Annotated in this window: 15 protein-coding genes; 13 read left to right on the top strand and 2 right to left on the bottom strand. The window is 39.7% G+C overall.

Annotation, left to right across the window (positions count from 1 at the left end; all coding sequences use genetic code 11):
* The first annotated feature begins 17 nt into the window (after positions 1–17).
* Entirely contained in the window at positions 18–221 is a 204-nt protein-coding gene (locus K9V48_RS02590) for an ATPase (protein WP_224136649.1), read from the top strand.
* A gap of 223 nt (positions 222–444) precedes the next feature.
* Here the strand turns inward: K9V48_RS02590 and cls are convergent, their stop codons facing one another.
* Entirely contained in the window at positions 445–1647 is a 1203-nt protein-coding gene (gene cls, locus K9V48_RS02585; protein WP_224136647.1) for a cardiolipin synthase, read from the bottom strand.
* Between the two features lie 407 nt (positions 1648–2054).
* Between cls and K9V48_RS02580 the strand changes: the two genes are divergently transcribed.
* From K9V48_RS02580 to pyrG, 8 genes are all read left to right on the top strand, one after another.
* Entirely contained in the window at positions 2055–4163 is a 2109-nt protein-coding gene (locus K9V48_RS02580) for a (Fe-S)-binding protein (protein WP_224136645.1), read from the top strand.
* A 438-nt stretch (positions 4164–4601) separates the two neighbouring features.
* The gene (locus tag K9V48_RS02575; RefSeq protein WP_224136643.1) at positions 4602–5780 is read left to right on the top strand and encodes an acetyl-CoA C-acetyltransferase; all 1179 of its coding nucleotides are present in this window, start codon (positions 4602–4604) and stop codon (positions 5778–5780) included.
* Positions 5781–5807: 27 nt separating this feature from the next.
* Positions 5808–6656 carry a 3-hydroxybutyryl-CoA dehydrogenase gene (locus K9V48_RS02570; protein WP_224136642.1) on the top strand — a complete coding sequence of 283 codons (849 nt, stop codon included), beginning with the start codon at positions 5808–5810 and terminating at the stop codon, positions 6654–6656.
* A gap of 451 nt (positions 6657–7107) precedes the next feature.
* Positions 7108–8238 (top strand): acyl-CoA dehydrogenase, encoded by a 1131-nt coding sequence (locus K9V48_RS02565; protein WP_224136640.1) that lies wholly within the window; start codon positions 7108–7110, stop codon positions 8236–8238.
* An 18-nt stretch (positions 8239–8256) separates the two neighbouring features.
* Positions 8257–9396, top strand: coding sequence for an acyl-CoA dehydrogenase (locus tag K9V48_RS02560; RefSeq protein WP_224136639.1), 1140 nt, complete (start codon positions 8257–8259; stop codon positions 9394–9396).
* Positions 9397–9664: 268 nt separating this feature from the next.
* Positions 9665–10288, top strand: coding sequence for a TetR/AcrR family transcriptional regulator (locus K9V48_RS02555; protein WP_224136638.1), 624 nt, complete (start codon positions 9665–9667; stop codon positions 10286–10288).
* A 528-nt stretch (positions 10289–10816) separates the two neighbouring features.
* Positions 10817–11356 carry a DNA-directed RNA polymerase subunit delta gene (gene rpoE / locus K9V48_RS02550; protein WP_224136637.1) on the top strand — a complete coding sequence of 180 codons (540 nt, stop codon included), beginning with the start codon at positions 10817–10819 and terminating at the stop codon, positions 11354–11356.
* A gap of 464 nt (positions 11357–11820) precedes the next feature.
* Positions 11821–13428: a CTP synthase gene (gene pyrG, locus K9V48_RS02545; protein WP_224136636.1), complete on the top strand. Its 1608-nt coding sequence runs from the start codon at positions 11821–11823 to the stop codon at positions 13426–13428.
* A 401-nt stretch (positions 13429–13829) separates the two neighbouring features.
* Here the strand turns inward: pyrG and K9V48_RS02540 are convergent, their stop codons facing one another.
* Positions 13830–14372: a DUF2529 family protein gene (locus tag K9V48_RS02540; protein WP_224136635.1), complete on the bottom strand. Its 543-nt coding sequence runs from the start codon at positions 14370–14372 to the stop codon at positions 13830–13832.
* A 509-nt stretch (positions 14373–14881) separates the two neighbouring features.
* On the opposite strand from K9V48_RS02540, the gene K9V48_RS02535 reads away from it, so the two are divergent.
* From K9V48_RS02535 to glpX, 4 genes are all read left to right on the top strand, one after another.
* Positions 14882–15256, top strand: a complete 375-nt coding sequence (locus K9V48_RS02535; RefSeq protein WP_224136634.1) for a response regulator — start codon at positions 14882–14884, stop codon at positions 15254–15256.
* A gap of 180 nt (positions 15257–15436) precedes the next feature.
* Positions 15437–16294, top strand: a complete 858-nt coding sequence (locus K9V48_RS02530; protein WP_224136633.1) for a class II fructose-bisphosphate aldolase — start codon at positions 15437–15439, stop codon at positions 16292–16294.
* Positions 16295–17107: 813 nt separating this feature from the next.
* A complete protein-coding gene (gene murA / locus K9V48_RS02525) occupies positions 17108–18397 on the top strand; it encodes a UDP-N-acetylglucosamine 1-carboxyvinyltransferase (protein ID WP_224136631.1) in 1290 nt (429 codons plus the stop codon).
* A 164-nt stretch (positions 18398–18561) separates the two neighbouring features.
* Positions 18562–19524 carry a class II fructose-bisphosphatase gene (gene glpX, locus K9V48_RS02520; RefSeq protein WP_224136629.1) on the top strand — a complete coding sequence of 321 codons (963 nt, stop codon included), beginning with the start codon at positions 18562–18564 and terminating at the stop codon, positions 19522–19524.
* Positions 19525–19793: the final 269 nt, after the last annotated feature.

Here is a 19793-nt window from a genome sequence, read left to right as displayed (position 1 = left end):
GAGATGGAGGTGATGCAGTGAGTAAATCCTTTTGGATTCCGTTATGTGCATCATTTGGAATGATGATATTGCTATATATAATAGGTTTTATAGCTAATATCGATGTTCTTATATTTAAAGTTTCACTCTCGTATACTGAGATTTCTCTACTACCAATTGTAGTTGGGATATTAGTGGGGTTTATTAGTGAGTGGATTCTCAAATTGAAGCCTCAACAATAGGATGACTACATTCCTATTGTGCAAACGGGTGCTTGAAGAAGGCAAAAACGAAACAATAAAACGCTTGGATTTTTGAGTCCAAGCGTTTTGATATGAAATTTAACATTTTCTCCACGTTATCTGAATTACTTACCAAATGAGTGACCCTTCTTTTTTTCTGAGCATTTCATATAAAAATGATTGGACAGAATAGCACACCCCTAATCTGGATCAATCAAATCCTCTACAAAAAGTGTGATACAAGTGATGCCACAGCCTCTTTACAGCGGTGTAAAAAGGAGCGCTTTCGATAAAAATCATAGGTTAGCAATTCAGACGTATGAAAATCCTCAGCAATTTGTTCCTTTACATACCGAACAAAATTCTGATCATAAATTAAGCAAGTCATTTCATCGTTTACATATAAGCTTCGTTTATCAAAATTTGCCGTCCCAATATCACATGCATGGTCATCAATGACAATGACCTTAGCGTGATAAAATCCGTGATAATAACGATAGATCTCACAACCAGCTAACAGTAATTTTCCAAAGTAAGGAAATGCTGCTTGCTTTACTAATGGATGATCTGCTTTCATTGGAACCATAATTTTTACCATTACTCCCTTTGCTAAAGCATCTAATAACTCATATAAAATCTCTTTACCTGGGATAAAATAGGGGGAGCAGATGATGATTTCCTGTTTTGCGTCTCTAATAAGTTCCTTAAAGTGATTGTCTAAGTGCTCCCCATACGTGGAAATAAACATTTGAGTACTTTTTCCTGCCTGTTGTTCCGGAAAGAATTGTCGATCCTCAAGATGATTTTCTGCTGTTGCCTCATACCAATCCTTTAAAAATTGCTGCTGCAAATCCGAAACACCTTCACCAGTTATTTTTAAATGATAATCTCGCCAAAAACCGAATTTGGGATCATGACCGATGTATTCCTTTCCAATATTAAAGCCACCTAAGTAACCAATCTCACCATCAATCACGGTGATCTTCCGATGATTTCTCGCTTGAAGTGTATAAAAAAGATATGGAAAGCGTGGTGAGTGTGCACGCGCAAATTTGACTCCCTTTTCCCTTAACTTTTTAATCTTTTGTTTATCTAACTCAATACTCCCAATATAATCGAGCAAAAGGCGAACCTTTATCCCCTGACTTGCCTTTTCGCCTAGTAAAGAAAGAAATTCATTGCTTATCTGATCATTTTGGACGATGTAAAACAGCACATGAATGCTCTGTGTACTATTTCTAATACTTTCAAATAAATCTTGAAAAAGATTTTCCCCGTCTGTAAAAAGTTCAATATCACTTTTCTTAGGAAGAAATGGCGTATAATTTGATGTTGAAAGATGATTTTTTCTCCCTAAATGATAGTCAATTGTAAACCAGCAAATAAGTGCCACTATGATAATGCCGATGATCATGAATATAGTCATAACTAATCCTCCTAGCAGCATGTTAAAGAGATGGTAAGGGGTACAGTTACTATTTTTCGTAGTTTTGACAATTAAAGTTATTTTTATCCCGCATTAACTGGCAGTAATTCCCTACCTCTAAAGCTACTGATGAATCGAAGCAGTGGAGGTGTGGAATAACTGCCAGTAAAAGCCCGATAAGTCTCGCTTTATCCCGCATTACGTGCGTAAAAGTTAAGGTTAGCCTCACAAAAATTCACAAAATGATCCGTGAACATTCAAGTCTAAAAACTGTTGACTGAATGACCATTCATTACTATCATAGAAATATAATTTAAATTCAGAAAATTCAAATTTTAATAAAAATGAAAAGATAGACGTATGAATTAGTAAGTGCCTTTTACAAATGAGAAATTGGAGGGAGAGAAATGAATGCCTTATTATGGCTGAATTTGCTTGCCTTTTCGACTGTGACCGCTTACTCAATTCATTTATTTGTCTATTTAATTCGAACGAGAATGGCGTACATTAAGCTCGGAAAAAAGGTTCAGTTTGATAGCGAAGTAAAGGAAAGACTTCGTAAAATTTGGGTAAATGTTTTTGGACAGAAGAAGCTTTTAAAGGATAAAAAAAGCGGCATAATCCATGTCATGTTTTTCTATGGCTTTATTCTTGTTCAATTTGGTGCGATTGATTTTATTATAAAAGGACTCGTACCCGGTGCTCATTTACCCCTCGGTTTATTATATCCAGTATTTACCCTTTTTCAAGAAATTGTTACGTTTATGATTTTAGTAGCAGTCGTTTGGGCGTTCCATCGCCGTTATGTTGAAAAGCTTGTCCGCCTAAAACGAGGGGTTAAATCAGGATTAGTCTTGATTTTTATCGGAGGCCTTATGCTATCAGTCCTTCTTGGCAACGGAGCGGGAATCATCTGGCACGGTCATGAGTTAACCTGGTCTGAGCCAATCGCATCCTCCCTGGCATACATCCTTCGTTTTGTAGGAGAAACAGGTTCGATTGCCATCTTCTATGTAGCATGGTGGATTCATTTATTATGTTTATTAACATTTTTAGTGTATGTGCCACAGTCGAAGCACGCCCATTTAATTGCAGGACCAGCAAATGTGTATTTTAACCGTCTTTCGAATCCAGGAAAGCTTGAAAAAATTGATTTTGAAGACGAAACACAAGAAACATTTGGTGTAGGGAAAATAGAAGATTTCACGCAGCCGCAATTAATTGATCTGTATGCATGTGTAGAATGTGGGCGATGTACAAATATGTGTCCTGCTACTGGGACAGGAAAAATCCTCTCTCCAATGGACCTAATTTTAAAACTACGTGATCATTTAACGAATACAGGTGCTGCCGTAACAGCGAAACAGCCTTGGGTACCAGCTGTCGCATTTAGCAATACAAAAGGAAATAAAATTGCCATGATGTCAGCGGGTGCTGGGACAAAGGAGTCGGCAGCAACTGCTATTGATTACAATCCATCTTTAATTGGAGAAATCATCACAGAAGAAGAAATCTGGGCATGTACAACCTGTCGTAACTGTGAAGATCAATGTCCGGTGATGAATGAGCATGTTGATAAAATTATTGATCTGCGCCGCTATCTTGTGCTAACTGAAGGGAAATTGGACACAGATGCGCAGCGTGCGATGACGAATATTGAACGGCAAGGAAATCCGTGGGGACTAAATCGGAAAGAGCGTGAAGCATGGCGTGAAGCGGGCACAGATGTTGTTGTGCCTACAGTAAGGGAGATGAGCAAGGCTTTAGAGGAGTTTGAATACTTATTCTGGGTTGGCTCAATGGGCTCATATGACAACCGCAGTCAAAAAATCGCTCTCTCCTTTGCCAAGCTTTTAAATGAAGCGGAAGTTACCTTTGCGATTTTAGGTAACAAGGAAAAGAACTCAGGTGATACACCACGCCGTCTCGGAAATGAATTTTTATTCCAAGACCTTGCAACGAAGAATATCGATGAGTTCGTGAAAAGTGGTGTGAAAAAGATTGTCACCATTGATCCACATGCGTATAACATCTTTAAAAATGAATACCCTGATTTCGGTTTAGAAGCTGAAGTGTATCACCATACAGAGCTGCTTGCAAAGTTAGTTGAGGAAGGCAGATTAACGCCACAGCATCCAGTAAATGAAACCATTACCTTCCACGATTCCTGTTATCTAGGAAGGTACAATGAAGTATATGATGCACCTCGGATGATTTTAAAGGCGATTCCTGGTACGAGGCTTGTTGAGATGGAACGAAATCGTGAAACAGGGATGTGCTGTGGGGCAGGAGGCGGTTTAATGTGGATGGAAGAAGACACTGGTAGCCGGATTAATGTAACAAGAACAGAACAAGCGCTAGCTGTCCGTCCTTCTGTCATTAGCTCAGGCTGTCCATACTGCTTAACGATGCTTAGCGATGGTACGAAAGCGAAGGAAGTTGAGGACCAAGTAAGCACATACGATGTAGCAGAACTGCTTGAAAAATCAATTTTGGGCAATGTGAATCACATATGAAGTGCTTCTACTAGTAGCTAAAATCATCTAATTTAGAATGGGGATGATTTTTAAAAAAAGTTAACATAAGTCTGTCCCCGTTATCTTCAAACAAAAAGGCTGTTTTCGCAAACTTTGTTGCTATTGACATATAGAGTGCCATCAATAGTGACCGATTAGGCTCCATTAGTCTGGATTTGGACACGTAACCACTTTGGTTCTTTTTTCTTGAATCGGGCTTCTAACCCATCAAAAACAACAATCATTTAGAAAACAGCCAACAAAAAAGAGTTTGCATCCTAACTAAGGATAGGCACTTACGTGATTTTCAAATCATAGGATGCATAGAGGGGATGATTCCTCTTTGCATTCTCTTCAAATTGAGTGAGCGTTCAATTATAATGTAAGCGCTATCTTAATTGTTTTGAAATACTATTTCAAAAAAAGGGGAGAAGAAGAATGATCAAAACGGCGATATTAAGCGGGGTAAGAACACCGGTTGGCAAATTGTTAGGAGCATTATCACAATTAACAGCAGCAGAGCTCGGTGGAGTGGCGATAAAAGAAGCTTTGTTTCGCGCAAATGTCGATAGTGAACAAGTTCAGGAGGTTATTTTAGGTAATGTCCTCCAAGGTGGGCAAGGACAAATCCCTTCACGCCAAGCTGCGCGTCATGCAGGTCTTCCCTGGGAGGTGAAAACAGAGACGATAAATAAAGTCTGTGCATCAGGGTTAAGAAGTGTCACGCTCGCCGATCAAATTATTCGTGCAGGTGATGAGGAAGTGATCGTAGCAGGTGGGATGGAATCGATGAGTCATGCACCATACCTCTTACCAAAGGTACGTTTCGGATTGAACATGAATAATGATACTATCAAAGACTTAATGATCCATGATGGGCTCACGTGTAGTTTCACGGGGGTACACATGGGCATATATGGCAACCAGGCATCAGCTGAATTAAAGATCACTCGTGCACAACAAGATGAATGGGCATTAAGAAGCCACCAGCTTGCCGTCAAAGCGCAAGAAACTGGCTTACTGCGTGAAGAAATTGTTCCAGTAGCTGTTCCGCAAAAGAAAGGTGATCCAATCCTTATCGAAAGGGACGAAGCACCACGTAAAGATACCTCACTTGAACAACTTTCAAAATTAACCCCTATATTTGACCACGATGGAACAGTGACAGCAGGCAATGCACCTGGCGTTAATGATGGGGCTTGCGCACTTGTGCTCATGAGGCTTGACCGTGCACAGAAGGAAGGAAGAAAACCATTAGCGACAATCATCGGTCATACAGCTGTTGCGCTAGAAGCAAAGGATTTCCCGAAAACACCTGGCCTCGTCATTAATGAGCTTCTACAAAAAACAGGCAAAACTATCAACGACATTGATTTGTTCGAGATTAATGAAGCGTTCGCAACAGTCGCATTAGCAACGAACCAAATTGCAAATCTTTCCCCAGAAAAAGTGAATGTAAATGGAGGCGCAATTGCGTTAGGTCATCCGATTGGCGCGAGCGGAGCAAGAATTATTATTACATTACTTCATGAATTAAAACGAAGAGGTGGAGGAATTGGGATTGCAGCCATTTGTAGTGGTGGGGGCCAAGGTGACGCGATTATGATCGAAGTGTAACCGTCGAAATGACAAGGGGGGATGAGGATGGATATTCAAAAGATTATGGTCATCGGTTCTGGGCAAATGGGTGCAGGAATTGCCCAAGTGTGTGCACAAGCTAATTTCACTGTCATTCTCCACGATTTAAAAGAAGAATTTTTAAATAGAGGTTACCAATCTATTGAAAAACAATTGCAAAAGCAACTTGAAAAGGGTCGAATATCACGACAAGAAAAGGACGAAACACTTCAAAGAATTACCACCTCATTAGATCTTTCAAACGCAAGTTCAAGTGACATGGTCATTGAAGCAGTAGTTGAAAAAATGGACGTGAAAACAGCGTTATTTCAGGAGCTTGATCGATTAGCAAACGAACAGGCCATTTTAGCAACGAACACATCTTCCTTACCAATCACGGAAATTGCTGCCGCCACGAAACAGCCAGAAAGAGTTATCGGGATGCACTTTATGAATCCTGTTCCCGTTATGGCATTAGTCGAAATTATTCGGGGATTAGCAACTGCTGATGAGGTCTATGAGCAAACACGAGATCTCGCAAAAAGGTTAAAAAAAGTACCTGTCGAAGTAAATGATTTTCCAGGCTTCGTCTCAAACCGAATTTTAATGCCGATGATCAATGAAGCAATCTATACCGTTTACGAAGGGGTTGCTTCACCAGAGGCAATTGATGAAGTCATGAAGCTAGGAATGAACCATCCAATGGGGCCGCTGGCGTTAGCTGACTTTATTGGCCTAGATACGTGCCTATTGATTATGGAAACACTTCAAGCAGGCTTCGGGGATGACAAATATCGTCCATGTCCATTGCTTCGTAAATACGTAAAGGCTGGATGGCTAGGAAGAAAAACGGGTAGAGGATTTTACAGCTATTAGAATGGTGAAAAGGAGAGAGGGTATAAGACTTGGATGTAGCGCGAGACAACATTAGCCTCTGGGAATCTGTCTAGAAGTGAAAAAACGATGTTCCGGCCGCCTCGTGCTTTTAAAAAATATCAGAATTTATAAGTTTTGGCCTCGAGAATTGTCCAGCGCAAGGCGCCATCGGCTCGAGGTCACAAGCCAATCCGCTCAAAAGGTTAAAGAGCAACCTTTCAGCCGGCTCGTCTTGTGCTTGTCGCCGATAAGCGGGCGCCTTGCGCTTTTCTAAAAAGATAAGAGTATAAATTTTTGACTTAGTTTTCGTGTCTAGCTCCAGCGCCTAGCCCCTCGAGGTCATAAGCCACTCAGGAATTGAAGGCAAAGAGCACCTTCTATTCCTGAGCGTCTTATGCTTGTCGGGGCTGAACAAGGCGCTTGCGCTTTTCTAAAAAAGGAGTGGCATCTGGTGAATTTACATTTTACGGAAGAACAACGAATGATGCTTAAGAAAGTTCGGGAATTTGCAAAGTCAGAAGTGGAGCCGTTTGTTGAAAAAATGGAAAAGGGAATATTTCCAAGAGTGCTTCTGCAAAAAATGGGTGCGCTTGGTCTGATGGGCATCCCTATTCCTGAACGATATGAAGGGGCTGGTAAGGACTTTACCTCCTATATCATAGCAATCCACGAGATATCGAAAATAAGCGCGACGCTTGGCGTTATTTTATCTGTTCATACATCGGTTGGAACCTTACCAATTTTAACGTTTGGTACAGAACCACAAAAGAAAAAATATGTAACGAAGCTCGCCAAGGGTGAGAAGCTGGGGGCATTTTGCTTAACAGAACCAAGCTCTGGCTCAGATGCTGCTAGTATGAAAACACGTGCAGTGAAGAAGGATGATTACTATCTTTTAAATGGTTCAAAGATATTTATAACAAATGGCGGGGAAGCGGATACGTATATCGTGTTTGCGAAAACAGGGAGCACTGAGATATCGGCGTTTATTGTTGATAACAATACACCTGGATTGATTATTGGAAAAGATGAACGCAAAATGGGTCTAAATGGTTCTAGAACAGTACAGCTCTTATTTGAGGATGCGAAAGTACCGATTGAAAATCTTTTAGGTGAAGAAGGGAAAGGCTTTAAAATTGCAATGGCAAATCTCGATGGTGGGAGAATCGGGATCGCGGCCCAGGCGTTAGGAATTGCAGAAGCAGCATTAGAACAGGCGACATCCTTTATAAAAGCGGAGCGTCAGGTTGAAAAGCCGACAGCGAGCGGGCAAGTCATGCAGTTAAAGCTTGCAGATATGGCGACAAATGTGAACGTAGCAGAACTATTAGTCTATCAAGCAGCTTACCGAAAAGAACATAATCTTCCTTGTGGCAAGCAAGCGGCAATGGCAAAGCTATTTGCATCAAAAATAGCGATGGAGGTAACGACAGAAGCTGTTCAAATATTCGGAGGCTTAGGGTTTACAAAGGATTTCCCCGTAGAAAGATATTTTCGCGATGCAAAGGTTTGTGAAATTTACGAAGGCACAAGTGAAATACAGCGAATTGTCATCAGCAAGCACTTACTAAAAGAAAAGTAAAAATCGGGGGACGACAACATGGACTTCAAGCTATCTGAGGAGCATGAAATGATCAGAAAGACCGTACGCGACTTTGCTAAAAAGGAGGTAGAACCAACAGCAGCTGAGCGCGATGATCAAGAACGATTTGACCTTAGTATCTTTGAAAAAATGGCCGATTTAGGATTAACGGGCATCCCTTGGGGCGAAGAATATGGTGGGATCGGCAGCGATTATCTATCCTATTGTTTAGCGATTGAAGAACTTTCAAGAGTATGTGCAGCAACAGGTGTTACCCTTTCTGCTCATACATCTTTAGCGGGATGGCCATTACACAAGTTCGGAACAGAAGAACAAAAGCAAAAATACTTAAAACCAATGGCATTAGGAGAGAAGATCGGTGCATATGGATTAACCGAGTCAGGCTCTGGATCTGATGCAGCAGCGATGAAAACAACGGCTACATTAGTAGGGGAAAACTATCACCTTAATGGATCGAAACTATTTATCACAAACGGTGGAATAGCTGATATTTACATTGTCTTTGCGAAGACTGATCCATCAAGTAAGCATTTAGGAACAACCGCTTTTATTATCGAAAAAGATTTCGAGGGATTTTCAATTGGGAAAAAGGAAAGGAAACTAGGCATACGTTCTTCGCCTACAACAGAGATCGTGTTTCAAGATTGTAAAGTGCCACAAGAAAATGTCCTAGGTAAAATTGGTGAAGGCTTTAAAATTGCAATGATGACATTAGATGGTGGGAGAAATGGTATTGCCGCACAAGCTGTCGGTATTGCGCAAGGAGCACTAGATGCGGCAGTTGCTTATGCGAAAGCGCGTGAACAGTTCGGGAAACCAATTGCCGCCCAACAAGGGATTAGTTTTAAACTTGCTAATATGGCAACAAGCATCGAAGCAGCCCGCCTGTTAACCTATCAAGCGGCATGGCTCGAATCTGAAGGCCTACCATACGGGAAGGCATCAGCTATGTCTAAGTTATTCGCTGGTGATACTGCGATGAAAGTGACGACGGAAGCTGTTCAAGTATTTGGCGGTTATGGCTACACAAAGGATTATCCAGTAGAACGTTATATGAGAGATGCAAAAATCACGCAAATCTATGAAGGTACACAGGAAATTCAACGCCTGGTACTAGCGCGGATGCTCACAAAATGAAGATGGCGAATTCAGATCACGTTAAGAAAAGCGCAAGCACCTTGATCAGCCTCGGGCAAATAAGACGCTTGCGTTGGACATGAAAACTAAGTCAAAAATTTATACCTATCCTTTGAAAGAGGGACGAAATAGAGTGTATGCCTACAAGCCTCACTTCAAGTTAGGGAGGGAATTAGCAAACTATATACGTAGGTAATGCAACGAATCTAGTTTTGAATAAAGGGGAAGCGGGTTCTGTCCCCTTACCTACAAGATAGGTGGGGAGTAGATGAAAAAGAGTAAGGTGCTTGCATCTGTAAAAGATGAGAGATTAATCGAAAAGCGAAGAGGTCAGATGGTAAAAGGAGCGGTAACCCTTTTTAAAGAGAAAGGTTTTCATCAGACAACGACAAGGGAAATTGCCCGCGCAGCAGGCTTTAGCATCGGGACATTATATGAATACATTCGTCAAAAGGAGGATGTGCTGTACTTGGTCTGCGATACAATTTATGACCAAGTTCATATGAGGCTCGAACAAGATATCGATATAAAGCTAGGGACAATCGAAAGCTTAAAGCAAGCGATCAAAAGCTATTTCAAAGTCATGTGCGATATGCAAGATGAAGTCCTAATCATGTATCAAGAAACGAAATCCTTATCAAAAGAAGCCCTTCCGTATGTGCTGAAAAAAGAGACAAATTTGGCAACTATTTTTAAGGAGATTATTGAAAGCTGTGTTGAAAGTGGAGAATTAACATTATCAGAGCAAGAGTGTGAGTTAATTGCCCATAACATCGTTGTTCAAGGACAAATGTGGGCGTTCAGGAGGTGGGAACTTCAAAAAATCTATACGCATGATCAATATATTGAACTTCAAACCAAAATTATCTTACAAGGCATCTACAAAAAATAGAAGCACCTTGAGAACCTTAGGCTAGTGATTCACTAAATCTAGAAATGTGGCTTGATGTCATTATAAACCAAAGCATTCCATTCGTTTTGTAACGGCATCAAGTCGATTGATATCTCATTCCTCGAGAAATAAGAGAATGCAAAGAACTTACTTAAAGCAAGCGATTAATCAACCTTTTAGAAGCACTAGCAACCTGTATAATCAAGACGAAAAGAGTTGTGAATATCATCCGCAAAAGTGCAAATGTACTTTTGTGTATATTTTATGTAATATATGTGGCATAAACTGCTAGAATTTGTTTATAATGAATGGTATGATTTGCAAGCATATTTAGAATCGTTTTTATATGATTAAATTCTTGTCATGTAGATGAGCGCTTGACAGAAAGCCGAGTGCTTAGTCCTTCTAAAATTGTGAGGAAAGAACACTTTATTGGCCAATGCACTTACGCTTTTATACATAGCATGAAAGATTATAATTAGTTACTTGATTAAATAGATGATTGACCTTGAAAGGAAGTGCCTTAACTTGAGTTTAAAGCAATTAACAGAAGAACAAATCAAAGAAATGGCAATGGTAGAAGTTGCCTATGAACTTTTCGTAGAGGGCAAAAAGCCGTATGTTTTTAGTGAATTAGTAGAAGAAATAGCAACTCTACTTGGTTTATCGAAACAACAAGTAGAAGATAAAATTGCTCAATTTTATACAGATATTAATATTGATGGCCGCTTCATTTGTGTTGGCGAAAACATGTGGGGGTTACGTACTTGGTACCCATATGAGCAAATCGAAGAAGAAATTGTCCCAGCAGTTAAGCCGAAGAAGAAAAAGGCGAAAAAAGCGAAAGATGATGATTTCGATGAAATCGATGAATTTGATGATTTCGATGAGGCTGAGGAAGAAGACGATTTAGAAGAAGATGACTTCGATGATGTGGACGATGAGTTAGAAGACGACGACTTTGATGACGACGATGATGATGATCTCCTCGAAGACGATGAAGAATTCGATTTAGATGAGGAAGACGATGAAGATGACGATCTAGATGATGAAGAGGAAGAAAAATAAGATTAAATCGTCTTGACTTTCTTTTTTTAACTAGGTAGAATCTATTTTGGGCTCTAAAAAAGCAATCGTTTGTATATATTATACATTTCCTGCTCCCTTTCAACTTATTTGGAAGGGAGCTTTCTTTTTTTAAAAAAAGATAAGATAAGTTTTTTGATCGTAGTTTTGGTGTCTAGCGCAAGCGGACTAGCCCCTCGGGGTCATAAGTCACACATGAATTGAAGGCAAAGAACGCCTTCTATTCATGTGCGTCTTATGCCATGCCTGAGGCTGAACAAGGCGCTTGCGCTTTTCTTAGTGTAGAAAGTGGTAATGACTGACTGAGTTTGAGTGTCTAGCTTTGGCAAGGCGCTTGCGCTTTTCTTTATTCCACTTTTTCTTCATTTTAGATAGTGGTTGTAATACGCTATACGTCTTTTGTACACAATAAAAACAAACAAGCTTCTTGAGGGGGAAGACAGACAATGACAAAGTATATATTCGTAACAGGTGGAGTTGTTTCTTCATTAGGAAAGGGAATTACAGCTGCTTCGCTCGGTAGATTATTAAAAAACCGTGGCATGAGTGTGACAATTCAAAAGTTTGATCCGTATATCAACGTGGATCCAGGAACGATGAGTCCATATCAACATGGTGAAGTATATGTAACTGGTGATGGCGCAGAGACAGATCTAGACTTAGGTCACTATGAGCGTTTTATCGACATCAACCTAACAAAATATAACAACGTGACGACTGGTAAAATTTACTCAACAGTCTTAAAGAAAGAGCGTCGCGGTGATTATCTTGGAGGAACTGTACAAGTTATTCCTCATATCACAAATGAAATTAAAGATCGTGTGTACCGTGCAGGAAAAGAAACAGGTGCTGACGTCGTGATTACGGAGATTGGCGGAACGGTTGGGGATATCGAATCATTACCATTCTTAGAAGCAATTCGTCAAATCAAAAGTGATATCGGCCGTGATAATGTCATGTATATTCACTGTACACTTGTTCCTTATATTAAAGCTGCTGGTGAAATGAAAACAAAGCCGACACAGCATAGTGTGAAGGAACTTCGTAGCTTAGGAATTCAACCAAACGTAATCGTTGTTCGTACAGAAATGCCAATTTCTCAAGATATGAAAGATAAAATTGCGTTGTTCTGTGACATCGATACCAACTCTGTCATCGAGTGCCGTGATGCTGATACACTTTACTCTATTCCTTTAGCATTACAAGATCAAAACTTAGATTCAATTGTATGTAAGCATTTAAAACTTGATTGCAATCCAGCAGATATGACAGAGTGGAAACAGCTTGTGGAACGAGTAACAAATCTCTCAAAAACAACAAAAATCGCCCTTGTTGGTAAATATGTTGAGCTACAAGATGCATATATTTCTGTTGTTGAAGCACTTCGTCATGCAGGCTATGCTGTCGACTCAGACATCGACATCAAATGGGTAAATGCAGAAACATTAACAGCTGAAAACTTGACGGAAGAGCTTGGAAGTGTTGATGGAATTCTTGTACCTGGAGGCTTCGGTGACCGTGGTGTAGAAGGAAAAATCCTTGCGACACAATATGCTCGTGAAAACAAAGTTCCATTCCTAGGAATTTGTTTAGGTATGCAAGTTGCGTCAATTGAGTTTGCGCGAAATGTGTTAGGATTAAAAGGCGCTAATTCTTCTGAAATTGATCCAAGCACGCAATATCCTATTATTGATTTACTTCCTGAGCAAAAAGACATTGAGGATCTAGGTGGAACATTACGCTTAGGCTTGTCTCCAAGTAAGCTTCAACACGAATCACTTGCATATGAAGCATACAAGGAAGAAGTAATTTATGAGCGTCACCGTCATCGTTATGAATTCAACAATGAATACCGTCAAGCAATGGAACAAGCAGGCTTTGTCTTCTCTGGAACTACACCTGACGGACGCCTAGTTGAAATCATTGAAATTAAAGAGCACCCTTGGTTTGTGGCATCACAATTCCACCCAGAATTCACGTCTAGACCAACTAGACCACAACCATTATTCCGTGACTTTGTGCGCGCTTCGTTAACAGCATCAGAAAATAATTAATCATACAAGCTAGCTTATCTTTGGATAAAAGGTAAGTTAGCTTTTTTTGTGCTTTTTAGGAAGTTGTGGTGGAGTTGTATTTTGTCGAATGATAGATTGTGTTGAAAAGTTGATAGATTATTCCCGAAAGTTGATAGATTTTTGCTGAAAGTTGATAGATTATCCGAAAAATTGATGGGCTTCCCTTAAAAAGACATAATAAAAAAGCAATTAGTCAGCGCTAATTGCTCATAGTTTCAAGATAAGAAAGTATAAGTTTTTTAATCGTAGTTTTGGTGTCTAGCGCAAGCGGACTAGCCCCTCGGGGTCATAAGCCACACATGAATTGAAGGCAAAGAACGCCTTCTATTCATGTGCGTCTTATGCCATGCCTGAGGCTGAACAAGGCGCTTGCGCTTTTCTTAATCTTCATCCTCATATTCATTCATAATTTCCTTAATTGTGAAGCTAATCGCATAATACACGTAGAGGGATGTCATTAATGCTGGATAGCCGTATCGTTCACCTTTATCATCTGGAATCAATGGTTGACGAAGTTTGGCATCAACGTGTAGATCTGTTATTGTTTCCAATCCTTCATCTGTATTTTTAATCAAGGCTGAGACGCCGACGGTTTGAATACCTTGCTCTGAAAGACCTTTGGCAATTGAAATTGCTTCCTCGTCTGTCGAACGATAGGTAAAAAGTAGGGCGCGATCCCGTGATGATAGTTTTTTGACTTGTCCATCGCTATCGAGGAGCGGCACAGCACGCATTAAAGGTTCAGAACTTGATAAAGCCTCTAAAACGACACCGTTAAGCTCATTGAAGCCATATATGTAAATGGACCCTTCGCCAATTAACGCCTGAGCTAGAAGTCTTGCACTGTCCTCTATATTCATTTCTTCCTGATCTAAAATTCGATTAAAGTGCCCGGTTAATTGGGTTGTAAATATTTTCATCATTGAATAGATAGATCTCCTTCCACATTTAACATTTATAAGGTATTATAACGAAAAGTAATACAATCTGAAAGAAACACTGTCTCTGCACTTAATTTTCAAAATCTAATTAAATAAGTAAGCGTTTTACTGTATAATAGATAGAAATATGTAAAAATAAAGAAAAAATTGTTGGCAAATGGATGCAGGGAATTGTGGTTTAGGACAGAATAACATAGAATATATAGTATAAATGTCCTTCATGCACAATCAATCCATTTCATTTAACTAGTCTTTTTTTAAAGATAAGAAAGTATAAGTTTTTGTACTTAGTTTTGATGTCTAGCTCCAGTGCCTAGCCCCTCTAGGGTCTACAGCCAATCAGGAATTGAAGGTAAAAAACACCTTCTATTCCTGATTGTCTTATTTGCCTGAGGCTAAACAAGGAGCTTGCGCTTTTCTAAGTAAGGATAAATTGGGTAAGTGGATTGCGTCTCCTTACCTAAATACAAAAATAAATCTGAGGTGTAGTCATGTTAAAGGAAAAAATATTAATAGTGGACGATCAGTACGGAATTCGCATTTTATTAAATGAAGTTTTTCAAAAAGAGGGATACCAAACATTTCAAGCTGCTAGTGGATTTCAAGCGTTGGAAATTGTTGAAAATCATTCTCCTGATTTAGTCTTATTAGATATGAAAATTCCTGGTATGGATGGAATCGAAATTTTAAAAAGAATGAAAGTGATTGATCAAGATATCCGTGTGATCATCATGACTGCATATGGTGAATTAGATATGATCCAAGAAGCAAAGGATTTAGGTGCGCTTATTCATTTTGCAAAACCTTTTGATATCGATGAAATTCGTGAAGCTGTAAAAAAGTACTTACCTCTTAAGGCAAATTAAATTGACAAGGAATTGTCCAAATTTTTGTCGAATTGTTGCCGTTTCCCGCATATATTGGTATGCTATAAAATGTGAAAAGTGATCATGTGGACTTTACATATTTCTGAATATTCCGGTCAAGCTAGGAATGATATACTTTTCTGTATCAGAAAATTAGGTTTATTTAGGAGGAATTTTGCGATGGCATTAGTTTCAATGACAGAAATGTTGAAAAAAGCAAAAGACGAAGGATATGCAGTAGGTCAATTCAATATCAATAACCTTGAGTTTTTCCAAGCAATCCTACAAGCTGCTGAAGAAGAAAAATCACCAGTAATTCTTGGTGTTTCTGAAGGTGCTGCACGCTACGTTGGTGGATTCAAAACTGTAGTGAAAATTACTGAAGGTCTAATCGAAGACTACAAAATTTCTGTACCAGTAGCAATTCACCTTGACCATGGTTCAAGCTATGACAAATGTAAAGAAGCGATCGATGCTGGATTTACATCTGTTATGATCGATGCTTCACACCACCCATTTGAAGAGAACATTGAAGAAACAACTAAAGTTGTTGAATATGCTCATTCAAAAGGTGTTTCTGTTGAAGCTGAGCTAGGAACTGTTGGCGGACAAGAAGATGATGTAGTTGCAGAAGGCGTTATCTATGCAGATCCTCAAGAGTGTAAAGTACTTGTAGATCGCACTGGTATCGACTGTTTAGCACCAGCACTTGGATCTGTACACGGACCATACAAAGGTGAGCCAAACTTAGGATACAAAGAAATGGAAGAAATCGCTAACCTAACAAACATGCCATTAGTACTTCACGGTGGTACTGGTATCCCTACAAAAGATATCCAAAAAGCAATCTCTTTCGGAACTGCGAAAATCAACGTTAACACTGAGAACCAAATTGCATCTGCAAAAACAGTTCGTGAAGTGTTAGCTGCAAAACCAGAAGAATATGATCCACGTAAATACATGGGACCTGCTCGTGACGCTATTAAAGCAACTGTTATCGGCAAAATGCGCGAATTCGGTTCTTCAAACAAAGCTTAATTTAAGCTAAAATCTAGCCGCCTTTTTACGGGCGGTTATATTTCAACTAAAACAGAAAGCGTTATCATTCCCTCCTAACCTAGCTGACTGCATGTAATAAAATAATAGAAAACGGGCCAGCATTTTGCTAGCCTGTTTCGACTTACCACAAAAAAATTCAGGTCTGAATGATGACAAAGAAACTGTTACTCTGATTTGAATAACTTTTCCCAATACTTCCACCCTGAAACAATTAATTTTTGTAGTAAAACATTGTTGTCCTGTTTAATAGATGGTTTAATAATAGGGGAGATTATTTTTAAAGCTACAAGACAGCGGGGGACCTCACCTAATGTAGTTAGACAGCCACATCTTCTATTCATGTGCGTTTTAAGTGTTACCTGAGGCAAACCAAGGTTCTTGCGCTTCACTTAGTATAGTGGAAAATGAAAAAGTAACTTATTGTATTGATGTATTTACTAGAGCATATAAGGAAATAAAAGATATAAACAGCTTGTATTCTCATTTTGTAATTGGAGTGATTTGTTGACATAGATATTATTTTTCGGAAAACATGATGGTAAAAAATGTGGATAAGCACTTAAGCGCAAGTGTCTTTGCCTTAGTTCGCATAGGCCGTGTAAGTGCAGTTTTGTGGTGATTGACGTCGCTGGGGCATATGAATGAAAGGTGTAAATGCCTTCTATTCATTTCATGAGCGTCGTATTTGCCGAGGGCTTGCACTTTAGGATCGGGATAGATACATACATGTGCTAAAAAGCTCATCCTCCATCTACTTTCCGCAATGTCAACTTCCAAAGAAGGGAGACTATCATGGACAAATTAAAAGTTGCTGGTGGAGATTTACTTAAAGGTACAGTTAATATTAGCGGTGCGAAAAATAGTGCAGTCGCACTGATACCTGCGACAATATTAGCTGAATCACCAGTCACAATCGAAGGATTACCTAACATTTCCGATGTCAATATACTTGGGGATTTATTGGAGGAAATTGGTGGTAAGGTAGAATTGAAAAATAACGAAATGATTGTTGACCCCTCAGCGATGATTTCAATGCCTTTACCGAATGGAAAGGTTAAAAAGCTGCGTGCATCATATTATTTAATGGGTGCAATGTTAGGCAGATTTAAAAAAGCTGTAATTGGACTACCAGGTGGTTGCTATCTAGGACCTCGACCGATTGATCAGCATATTAAAGGGTTCGAAGCATTAGGTGCTCAAGTCACGAATGAACAAGGTGCTATCTATTTGCGTGCAGATAAATTGAAGGGCGCGCGTATTTACCTAGATGTTGTCAGTGTAGGTGCAACAATAAATATCATGCTTGCCGCTGTATTAGCAGAGGGTAGAACAATCATTGAAAATGCTGCAAAGGAACCAGAGATTATTGATGTCGCAACGTTGCTTTCGAGTATGGGAGCAAAAATTAAAGGGGCAGGTACAGACGTCATTAAAATTGATGGTGTTGAAAAACTTCATGGCTGCCGTCATTCAATCATTCCTGACCGAATCGAAGCTGGAACATATATCATTATCGGAGCAGCGATGGGAAAAGAAGTGATGATTAATAACGTCATTCCACTTCATCTGGAATCGCTCATCGCGAAATTAAGAGAGATGGGGCTTCATATTGAATCGAGCAACGATCAAATCTTAATTGTTGGTGGTCAAAAGGAACTAAAGTCAGTTGATATTAAAACGTTAGTTTACCCAGGATTTCCAACAGATCTTCAACAGCCGTTTACCTCATTATTAACAAAAGCTTCTGGTACAAGTGTAGTCACGGATACCATTTATTCTGCTAGATTTAAGCATATAGATGAATTGAGAAGAATGGGCGCTAACATAAAGGTTGAAGGTCGTTCAGCAATTGTGTCTGGTCCAACAAAACTCCAAGGGGCGAAAGTGAAAGCGAGTGATTTACGAGCAGGAGCAGCACTTGTGTGTGCGGGCCTTATGGCAGATGGGATAACTGAGATAACTGGTCTAGAGCACATCGACAGAGGATATAGTCAACTAGTCGAAAAACTAACAGGTCTTGGTGCTACGATTTGGCGTGAAAAATTATCAGAAAAAGAAATTGAACAAATGCAAAATTCTTAGATAGAAAATAATCATGCTCTTTCCTCTAACCTTCAATCACTCATTTTTGAAGAAAAGATAAGATAAAGTGCATGATTATTTTTCATATATATATGATGAATTCAGTAGGATAATGTAACCCACCATTTTTCAAAGGGAGAGCAAATGCAAAGGGGAGAAGCGACATGGAAAGAAGTTTGTCAATGGAATTGGTAAGGGTAACCGAAGCCGCTGCGTTAGCTTCAGCTCGTTGGATGGGGAGAGGGAAGAAGGATGAGGCTGATGGGGCAGCAACATCTGCAATGCGTGATGTGTTTGATACAATTCCAATGAAAGGCACGGTCGTCATTGGAGAAGGGGAAATGGATGAAGCGCCAATGCTTTATATTGGCGAAAAGCTTGGCACAGGGTATGGACCTCGGGTTGATGTAGCGGTTGATCCATTAGAGGGGACAAATATTGTTGCTTCTGGTGGTTGGAATGCACTTTCTGTTATTGCCATCGGAGATCATGGAAATATGCTTCATGCTCCAGATATGTATATGGACAAAATTGCCGTAGGGCCTGAAGCAGTAGGGTGTATCGATATTGAAGCCCCGATAATTGATAATTTAAAGGCAGTTGCAAAGGCAAAAAACAAAGATATTGAAGATGTTGTTGCGACGATATTAAATCGAAAAAAACATGAGCATATTATCCAGCAACTTCGTGAAGCTGGAGCAAGAATTAAAGTGATTAATGACGGTGATGTAGCTGGAGCCATTAATACAGCTTTCGATCATACCGGCGTTGACATCTTATTCGGTTCTGGTGGTGCACCTGAAGGCGTTTTAGCCGCAGTGGCGTTAAAATGTTTAGGTGGGGAAATCCAAGGGAAATTACTTCCGCAAAACGAACAAGAGCTTGCGCGTTGCATCAAAATGGGCCTTGATGTTGATAAAATCCTCTTAATGGATGACCTAGTAAAAGGAGATGACGCGATCTTTGCGGCGACAGGTGTAACAGATGGTGAGCTTTTAAGAGGAGTCCAATTTAAAGGTACGACAGCCAAGACCTATTCAATCGTCATGCGTGCAAAGTCCGGAACTGTCCGCTTTATTGATGGTACCCATAGCTTGAAGAAAAAACCAAATTTAGTCATCAAATAAAGTAAGAGTTAGTTATTATCCCCACCCTATGCATCTTTACTTGAAAGATAAGAAAGTATAAGTTTTTTGTACGTAGTTTGGTGTCTAGCGCAAGCGGCCTAGCCCCTCTTGGGTCTAAGCCTGAGGCTGATCAAGGCGCTTGCGCTTTTCTTCACCAAATGCCGAAAAGTGGGGGTAGTACTGCCTGTTAATGCATGATAGAATAGGTAAACTACAATAGAGAGAAGACAGGTCAACATCCTGCTTCATCTTTGCCGAGCTCCTCGCAG

The sequence above is a fragment of the Metabacillus rhizolycopersici genome (assembly GCF_020075705.1).
This window is presented reverse-complemented; position numbering and strand designations above follow the sequence as displayed.

Coding starts and splice junctions, on each gene's coding strand:
- cls (WP_224136647.1), bottom strand. CDS start 1,647: ATGACTATATTCATGATCATCGGCATTATCATAGTGGCACTTATTTGC.
- K9V48_RS02580 (WP_224136645.1), top strand. CDS start 2,055: ATGAATGCCTTATTATGGCTGAATTTGCTTGCCTTTTCGACTGTGACC.
- K9V48_RS02575 (WP_224136643.1), top strand. CDS start 4,602: ATGATCAAAACGGCGATATTAAGCGGGGTAAGAACACCGGTTGGCAAA.
- K9V48_RS02570 (WP_224136642.1), top strand. CDS start 5,808: ATGGATATTCAAAAGATTATGGTCATCGGTTCTGGGCAAATGGGTGCA.
- K9V48_RS02560 (WP_224136639.1), top strand. CDS start 8,257: ATGGACTTCAAGCTATCTGAGGAGCATGAAATGATCAGAAAGACCGTA.
- K9V48_RS02555 (WP_224136638.1), top strand. CDS start 9,665: ATGAAAAAGAGTAAGGTGCTTGCATCTGTAAAAGATGAGAGATTAATC.
- pyrG (WP_224136636.1), top strand. CDS start 11,821: ATGACAAAGTATATATTCGTAACAGGTGGAGTTGTTTCTTCATTAGGA.
- K9V48_RS02540 (WP_224136635.1), bottom strand. CDS start 14,372: ATGATGAAAATATTTACAACCCAATTAACCGGGCACTTTAATCGAATT.
- K9V48_RS02535 (WP_224136634.1), top strand. CDS start 14,882: ATGTTAAAGGAAAAAATATTAATAGTGGACGATCAGTACGGAATTCGC.
- K9V48_RS02530 (WP_224136633.1), top strand. CDS start 15,437: ATGGCATTAGTTTCAATGACAGAAATGTTGAAAAAAGCAAAAGACGAA.
- murA (WP_224136631.1), top strand. CDS start 17,108: ATGGACAAATTAAAAGTTGCTGGTGGAGATTTACTTAAAGGTACAGTT.
- glpX (WP_224136629.1), top strand. CDS start 18,562: ATGGAAAGAAGTTTGTCAATGGAATTGGTAAGGGTAACCGAAGCCGCT.